The sequence below is a fragment of the Yoonia sp. 72 genome (genome assembly GCF_034652275.1).
In the GTDB taxonomy this organism is placed as follows: Bacteria; Pseudomonadota; Alphaproteobacteria; order Rhodobacterales; family Rhodobacteraceae; genus Yoonia.
In genome coordinates this window covers 250154-264505 of the sequence record NZ_JAXIWG010000003.1, presented here as the reverse complement: position 1 = coordinate 264505, position 14352 = coordinate 250154, and the positions used below count along the sequence as shown (strand labels likewise).

General features: G+C 63.5%; 20 protein-coding genes. 13 read left to right on the top strand and 7 right to left on the bottom strand.

From position 1 onward, the window contains the following. The first annotated feature begins 33 nt into the window (after positions 1 to 33). Both VCK47_RS13665 and VCK47_RS13660 read left to right on the top strand, forming a co-directional pair. Positions 34 to 174: an aa3-type cytochrome c oxidase subunit IV gene (locus VCK47_RS13665; protein ID WP_322890325.1), complete on the top strand. Its 141-nt coding sequence runs from the start codon at positions 34 to 36 to the stop codon at positions 172 to 174. Positions 175 to 180: 6 nt separating this feature from the next. Next, on the top strand, positions 181 to 789 hold the full coding sequence (locus tag VCK47_RS13660) for a hypothetical protein (protein WP_322890326.1): 609 nt from the start codon (positions 181 to 183) through the stop codon (positions 787 to 789). Here VCK47_RS13660 and VCK47_RS13655 read toward each other — a convergent pair. Continuing rightward, entirely contained in the window at positions 779 to 1114 is a 336-nt protein-coding gene (locus VCK47_RS13655) for an AzlD domain-containing protein (RefSeq protein ID WP_322890327.1), read from the bottom strand. The two genes, VCK47_RS13660 and VCK47_RS13655, sit on opposite strands and share 11 nt — an antisense overlap. Further along, the gene (locus VCK47_RS13650; protein WP_322890328.1) at positions 1111 to 1833 is read right to left on the bottom strand and encodes an AzlC family ABC transporter permease; all 723 of its coding nucleotides are present in this window, start codon (positions 1831 to 1833) and stop codon (positions 1111 to 1113) included. Before VCK47_RS13650 ends, VCK47_RS13655 begins: the two co-directional genes overlap by 4 nt. 60 nt (positions 1834 to 1893) lie before the next feature. Between VCK47_RS13650 and VCK47_RS13645 the strand changes: the two genes are divergently transcribed. The 5 genes from VCK47_RS13645 (at position 1894) to VCK47_RS13625 (ending at position 6631) form a co-directional block, all read left to right on the top strand. Further along, entirely contained in the window at positions 1894 to 2775 is an 882-nt protein-coding gene (locus VCK47_RS13645) for a formate dehydrogenase accessory sulfurtransferase FdhD (protein WP_322890329.1), read from the top strand. Between the two features lie 73 nt (positions 2776 to 2848). Next, positions 2849 to 3430 (top strand): molybdenum cofactor guanylyltransferase MobA, encoded by a 582-nt coding sequence (gene mobA / locus VCK47_RS13640; RefSeq protein ID WP_322890330.1) that lies wholly within the window; start codon positions 2849 to 2851, stop codon positions 3428 to 3430. Continuing rightward, complete coding sequence (gene mobB / locus VCK47_RS13635; protein WP_322890331.1) at positions 3427 to 3918, top strand: molybdopterin-guanine dinucleotide biosynthesis protein B; 492 nt, start codon at positions 3427 to 3429, stop codon at positions 3916 to 3918. The genes mobA and mobB overlap by 4 nt, the downstream gene beginning before the upstream one ends. Next, positions 3918 to 5999: a gephyrin-like molybdotransferase Glp gene (gene glp, locus VCK47_RS13630; protein ID WP_322890332.1), complete on the top strand. Its 2082-nt coding sequence runs from the start codon at positions 3918 to 3920 to the stop codon at positions 5997 to 5999. Before mobB ends, glp begins: the two co-directional genes overlap by 1 nt. Further along, positions 5996 to 6631 (top strand): GNAT family N-acetyltransferase, encoded by a 636-nt coding sequence (locus VCK47_RS13625; RefSeq protein WP_322890333.1) that lies wholly within the window; start codon positions 5996 to 5998, stop codon positions 6629 to 6631. The genes glp and VCK47_RS13625 overlap by 4 nt, the downstream gene beginning before the upstream one ends. Here the strand turns inward: VCK47_RS13625 and mbfA are convergent. Next, a complete protein-coding gene (gene mbfA, locus VCK47_RS13620; RefSeq protein WP_322890334.1) occupies positions 6571 to 7548 on the bottom strand; it encodes an iron exporter MbfA in 978 nt (325 codons plus the stop codon). The genes VCK47_RS13625 and mbfA overlap by 61 nt on opposite strands. Before the next feature lie 145 nt (positions 7549 to 7693). On the opposite strand from mbfA, the gene VCK47_RS13615 reads away from it, so the two are divergent. Further along, on the top strand, positions 7694 to 7876 hold the full coding sequence (locus VCK47_RS13615; RefSeq protein ID WP_322890335.1) for a hypothetical protein: 183 nt from the start codon (positions 7694 to 7696) through the stop codon (positions 7874 to 7876). Between the two features lie 79 nt (positions 7877 to 7955). Further along, on the top strand, positions 7956 to 8579 hold the full coding sequence (locus VCK47_RS13610; RefSeq protein WP_322890336.1) for a TetR/AcrR family transcriptional regulator: 624 nt from the start codon (positions 7956 to 7958) through the stop codon (positions 8577 to 8579). Here VCK47_RS13610 and VCK47_RS13605 read toward each other — a convergent pair. Beyond that, positions 8576 to 9316, bottom strand: coding sequence for an NYN domain-containing protein (locus tag VCK47_RS13605; protein WP_322890337.1), 741 nt, complete (start codon positions 9314 to 9316; stop codon positions 8576 to 8578). The two genes, VCK47_RS13610 and VCK47_RS13605, sit on opposite strands and share 4 nt — an antisense overlap. A 29-nt stretch (positions 9317 to 9345) precedes the next feature. Further along, positions 9346 to 10458 carry an S-(hydroxymethyl)glutathione dehydrogenase/class III alcohol dehydrogenase gene (locus VCK47_RS13600; protein WP_322890338.1) on the bottom strand — a complete coding sequence of 371 codons (1113 nt, stop codon included), beginning with the start codon at positions 10456 to 10458 and terminating at the stop codon, positions 9346 to 9348. Between the two features lie 98 nt (positions 10459 to 10556). On the opposite strand from VCK47_RS13600, the gene VCK47_RS13595 reads away from it, so the two are divergent. The 4 genes from VCK47_RS13595 to VCK47_RS13580 all read left to right on the top strand — a co-directional run bounded on the left by VCK47_RS13595 (position 10557) and on the right by VCK47_RS13580 (position 12116). Next, positions 10557 to 10823, top strand: a complete 267-nt coding sequence (locus VCK47_RS13595; RefSeq protein WP_322890339.1) for an I78 family peptidase inhibitor — start codon at positions 10557 to 10559, stop codon at positions 10821 to 10823. Between the two features lie 205 nt (positions 10824 to 11028). After that, the gene (locus tag VCK47_RS13590) at positions 11029 to 11367 is read left to right on the top strand and encodes a DUF2794 domain-containing protein (RefSeq protein ID WP_322890340.1); all 339 of its coding nucleotides are present in this window, start codon (positions 11029 to 11031) and stop codon (positions 11365 to 11367) included. 126 nt (positions 11368 to 11493) lie between these two features. Continuing rightward, on the top strand, positions 11494 to 11661 hold the full coding sequence (gene hemP / locus VCK47_RS13585; protein ID WP_322890341.1) for a hemin uptake protein HemP: 168 nt from the start codon (positions 11494 to 11496) through the stop codon (positions 11659 to 11661). Then, positions 11658 to 12116 (top strand): hypothetical protein, encoded by a 459-nt coding sequence (locus tag VCK47_RS13580; protein WP_322890342.1) that lies wholly within the window; start codon positions 11658 to 11660, stop codon positions 12114 to 12116. Before hemP ends, VCK47_RS13580 begins: the two co-directional genes overlap by 4 nt. Here VCK47_RS13580 and VCK47_RS13575 read toward each other — a convergent pair. Then, positions 12113 to 12928, bottom strand: a complete 816-nt coding sequence (locus VCK47_RS13575) for a C40 family peptidase (protein ID WP_322890343.1) — start codon at positions 12926 to 12928, stop codon at positions 12113 to 12115. The two genes, VCK47_RS13580 and VCK47_RS13575, sit on opposite strands and share 4 nt — an antisense overlap. After that, positions 12925 to 14301, bottom strand: coding sequence for a leucyl aminopeptidase family protein (locus tag VCK47_RS13570; RefSeq protein ID WP_322890344.1), 1377 nt, complete (start codon positions 14299 to 14301; stop codon positions 12925 to 12927). Before VCK47_RS13570 ends, VCK47_RS13575 begins: the two co-directional genes overlap by 4 nt. Between the last annotated feature and the right edge of the window lie 51 nt (positions 14302 to 14352).

The following is a 14352-nucleotide window of genomic DNA, read 5'->3' as shown; positions in this document are numbered from 1 at the left end:
GCGGAACGAAACCAGCGCAACAAGGAACATACGATGGCCGACCACGACTACGAGCCCGGAAAAATGGACATCTCCGAACAGGAAAAGACCTTCAACGGCTTCATCAGCCTGTCCATCAAGACTGCCGCGGTCTGTATCGGTGTGCTGATCTTTCTCGCCCTCGTAAACGCCTGATTTCGCGTGCAGCGGCGCTTTTTCCTGATTGCTGCGCCTTTGGCGCTGTCGGCTTGCACGGGCCAAGAGGTCTGGGCGCCTGACGACATCGTCTCGCGCGCGATCTTTCGCGACCCCGACAACAGCTACCTGACGCTGTACACGATGAAGAACAACGGCTCCGGCAACGGGGCCCATTCGGCGCTGCTGATCAATGCAAGCCAGCGGGTGCTGTTCGATCCGGCAGGGTCTTTCGTGCAGAACCGGATGCCCGAACGCAACGACGTGCTGTTCGGCGTGACGCCAGAGCTGGAGCAGTTCTACATCAGCTACCACGCCCGCGTGACCTATCACGTCGTGGGTCAAAAGGTGCAGGTCGCACCCGAGGTCGCCGAACGTGCGCTGCAACTGGCACTGGCGAACGGTGCTGTGCCACAAGCGCATTGTTCGCGCGCCACGTCGCGGCTGTTGCGGCAACTACCCGGTTTCGAGGGGATCAGACAGACATGGTCACCCAACCGCCTGTCGGATGACTTCGCAACTTTGCCCGGTGTTGAAACCCGCGAATACCGCGAGGACGATCCAGACGACAAAGCCATCGCCGCCGCCCGGATCAACGCGGCGCTTAGCGAATAGCGAACACCCACAGCGCCAGATAGAGCGTGCCGATCCCCGCGCCGATCCCCCAGATCGCACTGCGGGTTTTGATGCCCACGGCCACGGTGACAATGGCCGCGATCATCCGTGCAGGGTCAGGTACGCCCTGCGTCGCCGCAGGCCACAGCACCAGCGGTGCGACCATCCCCGGCAGCACCGCCACAGGCGTAAAGCGCAACAGCTTTAGCACCACAGGCGGCATCGGGCGGTCGCCGATCAGCCCCAAAAACGAAAACCGGATCAGAAATGTCCCCGCCCCGAGGATCACGATGATCAGCCAGATCTCGAAGGTGGAATAAGTCATGCCTTGCGCCTTTCCATCCAGGTCTCGACCAGCGCACCCGTGACCATCGCCGCCCCTGCCGCGATCAGCAAACCGGTGCCCGATGGCAGGCCCACCAAGGCCAGCGCCACGATCACCGACACCGCCGCCGCCGCCACATGCGCCAATGATTTCAGCATCGGCGACACCATCGCCAGAAACATGATCGGCACGATGAAATCCAATGCCCAGGCCTCGGGGATGGCGGACCCGACCATGATCCCGACCAGCGTCATGATGAACCACAAGGGTGTGATCGGGGTCGCCACACCCAGAAAATAGGACACACGGTCCTGCACGCTCATCTCGGGGCGGGCTTCGTAACGGGCGACCGAGGTGATGAAGGTCTGGTCGAAATTCAGATAGGCCACCAGCGCGCGTTTCCACAAAGGTGCCGCCCCAAGATAGGGCACGAGTGACGCCGAGTACATCGCCATCCGCAGATTGACGGCCAAGGCGGCCAGCAGCACAAAGGCGATGCCCGCATCTTCCATCATCATCTGCACGGCGGCGAATTGCGCGGCGCCTGCGATCACCAGCACGGTAAACCCCATCGCCTGCGCCACGGTCAGCCCCGCATCTGTCGCCACCACACCGAAAAGGGTGGCAAACGGCACGGCCATCAGGATGAACGGGCTGCCGTCGCGGACACCTGCCCAATAGGCGGATTTTGCAGGGGATTTGACGGTAGAACTTGTCATGGCTTTGGCCTAGCTTGGCAGCGGTGCGGCAGGCTTAACCCCGCAGACTGGAAATGACAATTGGCACGGCTTGATGATCTCTCGTCCTATCTGATCGCGCCCGATCCGGCCTCGGAGCGGCTCACCCGCGCGGTCACCGGCACCGACCAGACCGGCGCGCCCGTCGCCCTGCGCGTGGTCGAGGAACGGCCGCTGACGATCTACCTGAACGCCCAGGAAATCGTCACCGCCATGACGATCGGGGACTATCCGCAGTATCTCGCCCTCGGCTTTCTGCGCAATCAGGGGATGCTGCGCGACGACGACACCGTCACCGGCATCGACTATGACGAGGAACTCGACACCGTGGTCGTGCGCACCGCGTCAAAGACCACGTTTGAGGACAAACTGCGCAAGAAAACCCGCACCAGCGGCTGCGCTGTCGGCACTGTCTTTGGAGACATGATGGAAGGGCTGGCAGGCGTGACCCTGCCCGATCTGGCGCTGCGCACCTCGGAGCTTTACGCGCTGGCCGCCACGATCAACCGCACCCCCTCGCTTTACCTCGAGGCGGGTGCCATCCACGGCACAGTCCTTTGCCAGGGCGACCGCCCGCTTGTCTATATGGAGGATGTCGGCCGCCACAACGCCGTCGACAAGATCGCAGGCTGGATGCTGCACCACAGCGTGCCAGCAGGTGACAAGCTGCTCTACACCACCGGCAGGCTGACCTCGGAAATGGTGATCAAGACCGCGCTGATGGGCATTCCCGCGCTGGCCTCGCGCTCGGGCTTCACCGCTTGGGGCGTCGAGATCGCGCAACAGGTGGGGCTGACCCTGATCGGGCGGATGAAAGGCCAGCGCTTCGTCTGTCTGGCCGGCGATCACCGGCTGATCCGCGACGCCGACCCCAGCCTGATCCCGGATGAACCCGCGCGCTTGGGGCGCAAGGCCGCCCCATGACCCTTTCAGCTTCTTTTTTCCAAAAATACTCCCGCCGGAGGCTCCCAAACCCTCCACACACGCAGGTGGCGCGGTGAACGCGCCTTTGGGGGTGATCCTTGCGGGCGGTCTCGCCACGCGCATGGGCGGCGGCGACAAGGGCCTTTTGCCCTTGGGCGACAGCACGATCCTCGGGTCCGTGATCGACCGGCTGCATCCGCAGGTCGCAGCACTGGCGCTGAACGCAAACGGCGATCCCGCCCGTTTCTCGCATCTCGGACTGCCCGTGATCGCGGACAGCATCGCAGGCTTTGCGGGACCATTGTCCGGCGTGCTGGCCGGTCTTGACTGGGCGGCAGCGCAAGGGGCCAGCCATATCGTCACCGCTGCTGCCGACACGCCGTTTCTGCCCTGCGATCTGGTGCCGCGCCTGCAACTGGCGGGTGGCGATCTGGGGCTCGCGCTGGCGGCAAGCCCGGGTGGGCGGCAGCCGACCTTCGGCCTCTGGCCTGTTGCGCTGCGCGATGATCTGCGCGCGGCGTTGCAGGACGGGCTGCGCAAGGTCGTGCTCTGGACCGAAAGGCATGGCGCGGGCACGGCGGAATTCCCCGACGATCTGGCCTTTTTCAACGTCAACACGCCCGATGATCTGGCCCGCGCGCAGGCGTTGCTATGAAGGTCTACGGCGTCGTCGGTTACAAGAACGCAGGCAAGACCGGGTTGATGGAACGGCTGGTCACGGAAATTGCGGCACGCGGGTTCAGCGTCTCGACCCTGAAACACGCGCATCACACCTTCGACGTGGACCAGCCCGGCAAGGATTCCTTTCGTCACCGGCAGGCGGGGGCAAGTCAGGTCCTGCTGGCCTCGCGCGACCGCTGGGCGCTGATGACCGAATTGCGCGGTGCGGATGAACCGCCGCTGGCCGATCTTTTGCGCCTGTTGTCCCCCGTCGATCTGGTGCTGGTCGAAGGCTACAAACGCGACGCCCATCCCAAGGTCGAAGCCTTCCGCACCGCCACAGGCAACCCGCTGATTGCGCCTGACGATCCGACCGTGCGCGCGGTGGCAAGCGACACCGCCCTGACACTCGACCGACCGGTTTTCGATCTGGACGATACCCGCGCCATCGCCGATTTCATCCTGTCCGAGGTCGGCCTGTGATGTGGGACACGGTGCTGATCGTCGATTGGTCAGGCGGCAACGACCGCGGGGCCAGCCCCAAGAAAGACGCGATCTGGTCAGGTGTGGCCCGCGCAGGCATGGCCGAGGACCCCGTCTATCACCGCAACCGCCAACGGGCCGAGGACTGGATCACGCAATTCCTGACGGCGGAACGCAAGGCCGGACGGCGCGTGCTGGCAGGGTTCGATTTCGCCTTCGGCTATCCGGCGGGGTTCGGGCAGGTGCTGACCGGATCGGACGATCCTTTTGCGATTTGGGACTGGTTCGCCGCGCGCGTGCAGGACAGCCCGAAGGCCAACAACCGTTTCGATCTGGCGGGGCAGATCAACGCGCTTTTCCCCGGGATCGGGCCGTTCTGGGGCAACGGGCTGGCCCGCGACATTCCCGACCTGCCGCGCAAGGGGCGTGACCGCACCTGCGTCATGCCCGAAAAACGCGCCGCCGAACAGAATGCCAAGGGGGCTTTTCCGGTTTGGCAACTCTCTGGTGCGGGGGCTGTCGGCAGTCAGGTCATCATGGGGCTTCCCGTTCTGGCGCGGCTGCGGCACCGCTTTGGCGCAGAGCTTGCCGTCTGGCCGTTCGAACCGCTGACGCCGCCAATCGCGCTGGTCGAGGTCTGGCCCTCGCTCATCGCCAAGACCATTGCCGCGACCTGCCCGCCGGATGCGATCAAGGATGCGCATCAGGTGCGTGTTTTAGCACGCGCGCTCTCAACGCTGGCACCGGACGATCTGGCCCGCATGCTCGCCGTGCCTGCGAATGCCGAAGGGTCGATCCTCGGGCTGGGGCATGTCCCGCTTCTGGAACAGGCAGCCAGCGTGCCCGTTTTGCGCAACGATTGCTTTGCCCTGCCGCAAGGCGTGCATTGGACGCCGGTCGATCAGGCTCTCGCTCACCTGCGCCAGCATCTGCGCCCTGTGGCCGATGCTGAAACCCGACCGCTGACGGCTGCAGCAGGGCGGTATCTGGCGCAGGATGTCACCGCCTTGCGCGCGCATCCCCCGAGCCCAAATGCGGCAGTTGATGGATACGCCTTTGCCGGACCGGCAGGCACCGGCGCACAGACCTTGACGCTGGTGCAAGGACGCGCCGCCGCTGGCCAGCCATTCGCAGGCATCATCCCCGCAGGTCATGCGATCCGCATCCTGACCGGCGCAAACTTGCCGCAGGGCGTGGATACCGTCGTGATGCAGGAAGACGTGCAGGCCACCGACACCGCGATCACCTTTCAAGGCCCGCTGAAACGCGGTGCCAATGCGCGCGCAGCGGCCGAGGATATGACCGCAGGCCAGACCATCGCGCGGCAAGGGCGCAGGCTGACCCCCGCCGATCTGGGCATGTGCGCAGCGGTCGGCATTGGGGACCTTCACGTCTATTGCCCCCTGCGGGTCGGCCTCTTGTCCACAGGCGATGAACTGCGCGAACCGGGAAGTCAGGCCGCCGAGGGGCAGATTTTCGACGCCAACCGCCCGATGCTAACCGCACTCGTCCGGCAATGGGGCCACGATGCGATTGATCTGGGGCGCGCACCAGATGACCGCGCCGCCTTGCGCGCGATGCTGGACGGGGGTGCTGCGGACTGCGACGTGATCCTGACCTCGGGCGGTGCGTCAGGCGGGGACGAAGATCATATGTCCGCCTTGCTTGCAGGCACCGGGTCGCTCGCGCTCTGGCGGGTGGCGATGAAACCGGGGCGGCCTTTGGCGATGGGCCTCTGGGGCGGCAAGCCGGTGCTGGGCCTGCCCGGCAATCCGGTCGCGGCGATGGTCTGCGCGCTGGTCTTTGCACATCCAGCACTGGCCCTGATGGCCGGCGGCGACTGGCCGGAACCACAGGGGTTCATCGTGCCCGCCGCTTTTGCCAAGTCCAAAAAGGCCGGGCGGCGCGAATACCTGCGCGCGCGGATCAGGGATGGCAAGGCAGAGGTTTTCGCCTCGGAAGGGTCGGGGCGGGTCAGCGGGCTCGCTTGGGCCGAAGGGCTGGTCGTGCTGCCGGATGCGGCCATGACGATCACCCCCGGCGATCCTGTCACCTATATACCATTCGGCAGTTTCACATGAAGATCACCGTCGGCATCCCCGATGCAAACCGGGCCGAGGTGGCGGCCCTCTATTGGGAAGCCTTCGGCGAAAAGCTGGGTTTTGTGATGGGGCCGAAATACCGCGCGCTGGTGTTCATCGGCCGCGTGCTGCGGTCAGATCACGGCATCTGCGCGCATGACGCCAATGGTCGCCTGCTGGGGGTCGCAGGGTTCAAGACACATCACGGCGCGCTGGTCAGCGGCAATTTCACCGACCTGCGGCGGGTTTACGGCTATGTCGGCGCGGCGGTGCGGATGGGCCTGTTGTCTGCGCTGGAACGCGACACCGACAACGACCGTTTCCTGATGGACGGGATATTCGTGGCCCCCGAATATCGTGGGCGCGGCGTGGGCACCGCACTGCTCGATGCGATCACGGCAGAGGCCAAAACCCGCGGCTACAGGCAGGTCCGGCTTGACGTCATCGACACGAACCCGCGGGCGCGCGCGCTTTATCTGCATCAGGGCTTTGTCGAAATGCACACGCATAAACTGGGGCTCTGGCGGCATGTTTTTGGCTTCAACGCCGCCACGACCATGGTGCGCGACATCTATCCCGAACCGATCAGCACCCCTGCAGCAAAGACCAAGGCCCCGCCCAGAACCACCTGAAAGATCGCCCGCCCCCAAGGTGTCTGCATGTATTTGTTCTGGATCCATGCAATCGCCCAAAGCTCGACGATAACGACGATCAACGCCACGGTTGTGGCGGTCCAGAAGTCCGCGATCAGGTAAGGCAGCGCATGGCCCAGACCGCCGATGGTCGTCATCACGCCTGCCGCCAGCCCGCGCTTATACGGTGAGCCGCGCCCCGAGATCTTGCCGTCATCGGATGCGGCCTCGGTAAAGCCCATCGAAATGCCCGCACCGACCGACGCGGCCAACCCCACAAGAAAGGTCGTCCAAGTGTCCTGCGTGGCAAAGGCCACCGCGAAAATCGGAGCGAGCGTGGAGACAGAGCCATCCATCAACCCCGCCAGCCCCGGCTGCACCCATGTCAACACGAACTGGCGATAGGCGGCGGATTCCTCGGCGGTTTTGACGTCGTCGCCCAGATGGGTCGCGGATAGTTTCGCCGCCTTGTCGGTGTGGCCAGCCTCGGCGGCGGCCAGATCGCCCAGCAATTTGCGGGTCGCGGCATCGCTCGCCTGCCCTGCGGCCAGTTCATAGAACCGCTGGGCGTCACGTTCCATGCGCGCGGCTTCGTCGCGGATACGCTCGAGGCTGAGGTTCTCGACAAGCCAGACCGGACGGCGCGCATAGAACCCCGCCACATGTTCGCGCCGGATGAGGGGGATGACGTCACCGAACCGCGCGACATGCAGGTCGATCAGACGGCGGCGATGCTCGTTTTCCTCGACGGCCATGCCGTCGAACACGGCGGCAGAGGCTGGATAGCCAGCGCGCAGTTTCTCTGCATAGACGCGGTAGATGCGCGCATCATCTTCCTCCGAGGATATGGCAAGCGCCAGAATTTCCTGTTCCGACAGGTCGTTAAAGCGGCGGCGTTCTGCAAAACCGGGAATCATCGGGGACCCTAACTTTAGAATAGTTCTAATCTACGCCCATCGCGCGATCTGGCAAGCCACAAAAGTGAACCCATCAGTTCATTTATTCTTGCAAACTAAACTGAACTGTTTAGTTAATTGCAGCAGTCAACATTGGAGATCACCCATGACCCGCCTGACCCTTGCCCTCGCCCTTTGCGCAGCCTTTGCCGCCCCTGCCAGCGCCTTCTCGACTTCCGTCAGCCTGCCGACGCTGACCTTCCCGCCCGCACCAATGCCCGACGTGACACAGCCCTGCGGGACGGTCGCAGCCCCTGTGGCAGAGACCTGTACAGCGCCCCTGAAATAAGGCCGGATCGTCGTCTGGTGTTATCGCCTTGCCCGAAGTGAACTGATCGGTTTAAGATAGCACACGAGGGGAGAATATAATGCCAGATGGTGCGATTGAGCCCAAAAAGGGCCGAAAATTCGATCAGGTTCTGGAAGGCGCACGCCAAGTGTTCATGTCCGATGGATATGAAGGGGCGTCCGTCGACGATATCGCGCGCGCCGCAGGCGTATCAAAAGCCACGCTTTACAGCTATTTTCCCGACAAGAAATTCCTGTTCATGCAGGTGGCGAAAACCGCCTGCCACCGCCAGACCCAGCATGTGATTGAAACCGTTGATTTTAACGCGCCTGCGACACTGGTGCTGCGCAAGATCGCAACCGAAATGGTTGATTTCATCACCTCTGAATTCGGCACCCGCGTCTTTCGCATCTGCGTCGCAGAGAGCGGACGGTTCCCTGAGCTGGCGCGCGAATTCTATGAATGCGCCCCGATGCTGATCCGCGAACGCATGGCGGATTTCTTTCGCATCGCGATGGACAGGGGCGAGTTAAAGATCGACGATGTGCTGCTGGCAGCCGACCAGTTCCATGAATTGTGCAAGGCAGACCTGTTCCCGCGCATGGTGTTCAGCATGTCAGACAGCTTTACCCGCGCGGAAAAGGATCGTGTCATCGACGGTGCGGTCGATATGTTCATGGCCCGTTACGGGGTCAAAGGCTAATCCAGCCTGCGGGCTTCAAGGTGGTTGCCCTGGCCTTTGCGGACTTCGAACCGGCCTGACTTGACCAGCATGTCCGACAGCTTCGCGCTGCCATAGGTGCGCGGGTCGAAATCAGGCGAAGCGCGCGTGATATACTGGCCCAACTGGCCCAGCGAATACCATTCGCCTTCGGCGTCGATGCTTTCCATCGCCTTGATCACCATCGGGATCGCGGCAGACGGCGGGTTGCGCAGCGGCGCGCCTGCGGGCGCGGGCTTGGCGACCTCGCCTTTGGCTGCGACCGGTTGGTCCTTGTCCTGATCCACAAGGTTTTCGATCAGAATGAACCGGTTGCAGACATTGCGCAGGCTGACGGGCGCCTTGCCTTCACCGATCCCGATAACAACGACACCGTTTTCGCGCAGCCGGTTGGCCAGCGCCGTGAAATCGCTGTCGGAGCTGACCAGCACGAAACCGTCGAACCGCCCCGAATGCAGGATATCCATCGCGTCGATTACCAGCCCGATGTCGCTGGCGTTCTTGCCACGGGTGTTGGCGGTTTCCTGATTGGCCACAAGGCCCAGTTCCATGACCTCTTTCTTCCAGCCACCCAAGGCGGGGCTGGACCAGTCGCCATAGACGCGGCGCAAGGCCGGTTCGCCATAGGTCGTGACCTCGCGCAGGATGGGACCTGCGTATTTGGCGGGGATATTGTCCGCGTCGATCAACACGGCCAACAACATACGATCCTTGGCCATGTCTGCCCTTTCTGTGCCGCTGATGCGGCTTAAAATTCGACGACCGCGCGGATGCTTTTGCCTTCGTGCATCAGATCGAAGCCATGGTTGATGTCCTCAAGTTTAAGCTTGTGGGTGATCATCGGGTCGATCTCGATCTTGCCCTGCATGTACCAGTCCACGATCTTGGGCACGTCCGTGCGCCCGCGCGCGCCGCCAAAGGCGGTGCCCCGCCAGCTGCGCCCTGTCACCAGTTGGAACGGCCGGGTCGAGATTTCAGCCCCCGCAGGCGCCACACCGATGATGATGCTTTCGCCCCAGCCTTTATGCGCGGATTCCAGCGCCGTGCGCATCACGCCGACATTGCCGGTGGCATCGAACGTGTAATCGGCCCCGCCCTTGGTCAGCGCGACCAGATGTGCGACCAGATCGCCCGACACTTTTGAGGGGTTCACGAAATCAGTCATGCCGAAACGGGTCGCCATTTCGATCTTGCTCTCGTTGAGGTCAACGCCGACGATCTGGTCGGCCCCCGCCAGACGCAGGCCCTGGATCACGTTCAACCCGATCCCGCCCAGACCGAACACAATGGCTCGGCTGCCGATTTCGACCTTGGCGGTGTTGATGACAGCGCCGATACCGGTGGTCACACCGCAGCCGATGTAGCAGATCTTGTCGAAAGGCGCGTCCTTGCGGACCTTGGCCAGTGCGATTTCCGGCAGGACCGTGTGGTTGGCGAATGTCGAACAGCCCATGTAATGCAGGATCGGCGTGCCATCGAGCATGGAAAACCGGCTGGTGCCGTCGGGCATGACGCCCTTGCCTTGGGTCGTGCGGATCGACTGGCAAAGGTTGGTTTTCGGGTTCAGGCAATATTCGCATTCACGGCATTCGGGCGTGTAAAGCGGGATCACGTGGTCGCCGGGCTTCAAGGAAGTGACACCTTCGCCGACCTCGATGACGACGCCCGCCCCTTCATGGCCAAGGATCGCAGGAAACATCCCTTCGGGGTCGGCACCGGACCGGGTGAATTCATCGGTGTGACAGATGCCCGTCGCCTTGATCTCGACCAGAACCTCGCCCGCGCGCGGGCCTTCGAGGTTGACTTCCATCACCTGCAACGGCTGCCCTGCCGCCATTGCCACTGCTGCTCTTGTGCGCATGTCGACCTCTCCTTGATGTTGTGTCATGTTGATCTGCGAAACCGGCAGGGAATTCAACCTCCCTCGTGCCAAAGACCGCCATCACAGGACCCGAACTCATGCGTATTCTGATCCCCCTCCTGCTACTTGCCGCTTGTGCCACCGTTGACAATCCCGGCACCGCGCCGACCTTGCCCGATACCTGCGGGGCAAGTGAATATACCTATCTGGTGGGCCAGCCCGATACGGCATTGCAACGCGTGCTGATCATGGACGAAGTGCGTATCATCCGCCCCGACACGATGGTCACGATGGATTTCCGGCCAGAACGGATCAATTTCAAGATCGACGCCCAAGGCCGCATCGCAGATGTCACATGCGGGTGAAACCGCGAAAGTCCTCGATGCCGCGAACTGGGTGGGGGCTGTTGGCCGCGACATCGAGGTAGCATTTCGCTATGCGTTAACTATTGCGACGACATGTGTCCCAATTTGGCTGTCGATGGGGCATTCCGGCGGTATAATTACGGCGGAAGGATGGCCGCATTGTAACACGGCTTGATTTCAAAGCCGGACAAGGCGAAGATTCGGGATGACCGTTCAGCCCCCCTCACCTTTTCATACACCCGCACAGGTGGCCTTCCAACGCACCGAGCTTGGTCTGATTCTCGGGCTTTACGGACGCATGGTCGCAGCGGGCGAATGGCGCGACTATGGCATTTCCAATCTGCGCGACATGGCGGTCTTTTCGATCTTCCGGCGCACGGCCGAAAATCCGCTGTACCGGATCGAAAAACATCCCCGTCTGCGCCTGCGCCAAGGGCAATATGCGGTGATCGGCATGGACGGACAGGTGCTCAAACGCGGCAACGACCTCAAGGCCGTTTTGCAAGTGCTCGAACGCAAGCTGATCCGGCTGGTCGACAAATAATTTATTCCTGACTAAAAAACTCGGATTGACAATTGCTCCGGTGAACGGGATGATATGCCCGTGTCCAGCCAGCCTGTTCCCCCGTGCAGGCAAGCCCGATCAACTGATTTGAAAGGTCCGTGGCAAATGACAGTTCACACTCTTCCCCCGTCAGAGGCGCAGGCGACCCGCGTGCTGCCGGCGCATGACGCATCAAACCTGACCGAAGGCGGCAATCAGGCGCTGATCGTGCTGGGCGATCAGACCTATACCTTGCGGATCACCCGCGCAGGCAAGCTGATCCTGACGAAATGAGCCTGCATGATCCGTTGCTGGGCCGTGAGACGACAGCGCGCCTGTCCCAGCTGGATGATCTGGAAGCCTGCGTTGTGATCTATCTGCGGCTTTGGTGTGCAGGGCCCGAAGGGCGCTGCGCCATGCGGACCGATCTGGCGAACGGGCTGGGCGCCGCGCGCGCCGCCACGGCAACACAGGCGTTTTCCGAGATGGTCGACATCTTGACCCATCACCGCCGCCGTCCATTGCACCGCCATGCCCTGCAGTGCGCCTGTCTGCATCCCGACGAGGGCTGTTTCGCGCATTTCGTGGCAAGTGCGGCAAGCGACGACCGCGAAGGTGCGCTCTGGATGGCGATGCAAATGGTCCGCGCCGATCTGGCCCCGCAACTGACGGCGGCGGCTGGGTCGTTCGGCCTGCGGATCAGGCAGATGCTGGTGCAACGGCCCGAAACACCGGCCTATTTGCACTAGATCCGGCGGCGCGCGGTCACCGGACCGCCACCCTGTGCCGCGATGCGCAATGTCGCAGCCTCCAGCGGTTCATAGGCGGTGGCCATGTGATGCGCATTGGCGTGGATCAGCGTCGCTTCGTCCACCATCATCGCGACATGGCCCAGCCAGAAAATCAGATCGCCCCGTCGTGCCGTGCCGGTAAAATCGGCCCCCAGCCCCGCACATTGCAGGTCGCTGTCGGCAGGGCTCGGGATGGCGCAGGCCCCGAGCGCTGCTGCCACCAGCCCCGAACAATCAATGCCGCGTGTGGAGTTGCCACCCCAAAGGTATGGCACCCCGAAATGCAACTGCGCGACAGTGGCGGGATCGGTGAGAGGCCGGTCCAGCGGCCGCAGATGCTTTTTCGGGACATAGCCCAGCGTGGTTTCAAAGAACTTTGCCCGTTCATCGACCACGGTGACACGCGCCCCGAACGGCAGCGCCATCACATCGGGCGATTTCATATCCTCGGCCAGATAGGCATGGGTCGCCGCCGTGCCGACCATATGGGTCGCCGCTTGCACCGTGCCCAGCCGGTCGGACGCGACATAACCGACATAGCCATCCGCGCCTTGCACGAACGACCAGCCGTCCCGATCCTCGAACACGGTGACAACGGCACCCAGCAGCACCTGCCGGTCGCGCGCCCCCGCAGGTGCCGCGCACAGATCGCTGACAGGGCGGATCAGCATCATCGGCTGTCCGGCCAGATAGCGGTCCGCCGTGACCTGCCCTGCCAGATGCAAGGCAGCGACACGGCCGTTCGCGGGCGTCAGGCGGCGGTCGGTCACAGCTTCAAAAGGCTTGGCAAGGCCGCAAGCACCGCCCGCGCGCCCATGCCGACGCCGCCTTTGGGGCGCGATGGCGCTGCGGATGGCTGCCAGCCGTAGATGTCGAAATGCACATAGGGGCTTTGCACGAAGCGCCGCAGGAACAACGCCGCCGTGATACTGCCCGCCATGCCACCGCCCGGCGCATTGTCCAGATCGGCGATACCGGGTTCGATCAGCGCCTCGTAAGGGTCATGGAACGGCATCCGCCAGACAGGGTCGGCCACCTGCCGCGCGGCGCGCGCGATGGCGGCAGCATGATCGTCGCTATCGGTAAAAAACGGCGACAGGTCCGGCCCCACCGCAACCCGCGCAGCCCCCGTCAGGGTCGCCATGGAAATCACCAGATCGGGCGTTTCCTCATCCGCCAGTGCCAGCGCATCGGCCAGCACCAGCCGGCCTTCGGCATCGGTATTGTTGATCTCGACCGTCAGCCCCTTGCGCGAGGGCAGGATGTCCTGCGGGCGGAACGCATCGCCCGCGATGCTGTTTTCGACGGCGGGAATCAGCACGCGCAGCCGCAGCCGGACGCCCAGCGCCATGATCATCTGCGCGAGCCCCAGCACCGTCGCCGCCCCGCCCATGTCCTTTTTCATCAGCCCCATCGAGGCACCGGGCTTGATGTTCAACCCGCCGGTGTCGAAACACACGCCCTTGCCGACCAGCGTCAGGGTTGGCCCCGCGTCACCCCAGCGCATGTCGATCAGGCGCGGCGCACGGGTGCTGGCGCGCCCGACCGCATGGATCAGCGGAAACGCCCCGATCAGGTCGTCGCCCGTCGTGACAGTGATCGCCGCGCCATGCGCCTGTGCCAGATCGCGCGCCGCGTCCTCAAGCTCCTGCGGCCCCATGTCTGATGCAGGCGTGTTGATCAGGTCACGCGTCAGCGCCTCGGCCTGCGCGATAATCTGGGTCCGTGCGGCGTCGATGCCATCGGGGGCCACCAGCCCCGCGATCGGCTCGGCCGGTTTGCGGTAGCGGTCGAACTGATAGCCCGCCAGCAACCACGCAAGGGCCGCTTCTTCCAGATCAAGGCCGGACAACCCCGATGCGATCCGGTAGACGCCCTTGGGCAATTGCCGCGCGACAGCCCCCATATGGAACCGCCCGCGTGCCCGCGCCTGCGGTGTGCCATAGCCCACCAGCACCTGCGCGATCCCGCCTTGCGCATCGGGCACAACTAGCACCTGCCCCAATGCCCCTTTGAACCCCTGAAGCCCTGCCCAAGTCTGCGCAGGCGCGGGCAGGTCGGCAACAAACGCCGCAGCCTCGGCGGCTTGCAGAACGTGAACGGGGATCGCGACGGCATCGGCGGCGGCAAAGGCAAGGGGCATGGGTCATCCAGTCAGGTCATTCGCTGCCAGACTAACCACCCGTCAGGGCGC

Excerpts from the sequence above, each read along its gene's own strand:
- VCK47_RS13655 (WP_322890327.1), bottom strand. The coding sequence starts at position 1,114 with ATGACTTATTCCACCTTCGAGATCTGGCTGATCATCGTGATCCTCGGG.
- VCK47_RS13605 (WP_322890337.1), bottom strand. The coding sequence starts at position 9,316 with ATGGCCAAGGATCGTATGTTGTTGGCCGTGTTGATCGACGCGGACAAT.
- VCK47_RS13580 (WP_322890342.1), top strand. The coding sequence starts at position 11,658 with ATGAGCCTGCATGATCCGTTGCTGGGCCGTGAGACGACAGCGCGCCTG.
- VCK47_RS13615 (WP_322890335.1), top strand. The coding sequence starts at position 7,694 with ATGACCCGCCTGACCCTTGCCCTCGCCCTTTGCGCAGCCTTTGCCGCC.
- VCK47_RS13665 (WP_322890325.1), top strand. The coding sequence starts at position 34 with ATGGCCGACCACGACTACGAGCCCGGAAAAATGGACATCTCCGAACAG.
- VCK47_RS13590 (WP_322890340.1), top strand. The coding sequence starts at position 11,029 with ATGACCGTTCAGCCCCCCTCACCTTTTCATACACCCGCACAGGTGGCC.
- VCK47_RS13650 (WP_322890328.1), bottom strand. The coding sequence starts at position 1,833 with ATGACAAGTTCTACCGTCAAATCCCCTGCAAAATCCGCCTATTGGGCA.
- mobB (WP_322890331.1), top strand. The coding sequence starts at position 3,427 with ATGAAGGTCTACGGCGTCGTCGGTTACAAGAACGCAGGCAAGACCGGG.
- VCK47_RS13625 (WP_322890333.1), top strand. The coding sequence starts at position 5,996 with ATGAAGATCACCGTCGGCATCCCCGATGCAAACCGGGCCGAGGTGGCG.
- mbfA (WP_322890334.1), bottom strand. The coding sequence starts at position 7,548 with ATGATTCCCGGTTTTGCAGAACGCCGCCGCTTTAACGACCTGTCGGAA.
- VCK47_RS13570 (WP_322890344.1), bottom strand. The coding sequence starts at position 14,301 with ATGCCCCTTGCCTTTGCCGCCGCCGATGCCGTCGCGATCCCCGTTCAC.
- VCK47_RS13610 (WP_322890336.1), top strand. The coding sequence starts at position 7,956 with ATGCCAGATGGTGCGATTGAGCCCAAAAAGGGCCGAAAATTCGATCAG.
- VCK47_RS13600 (WP_322890338.1), bottom strand. The coding sequence starts at position 10,458 with ATGCGCACAAGAGCAGCAGTGGCAATGGCGGCAGGGCAGCCGTTGCAG.
- glp (WP_322890332.1), top strand. The coding sequence starts at position 3,918 with ATGTGGGACACGGTGCTGATCGTCGATTGGTCAGGCGGCAACGACCGC.
- hemP (WP_322890341.1), top strand. The coding sequence starts at position 11,494 with ATGACAGTTCACACTCTTCCCCCGTCAGAGGCGCAGGCGACCCGCGTG.
- VCK47_RS13595 (WP_322890339.1), top strand. The coding sequence starts at position 10,557 with ATGCGTATTCTGATCCCCCTCCTGCTACTTGCCGCTTGTGCCACCGTT.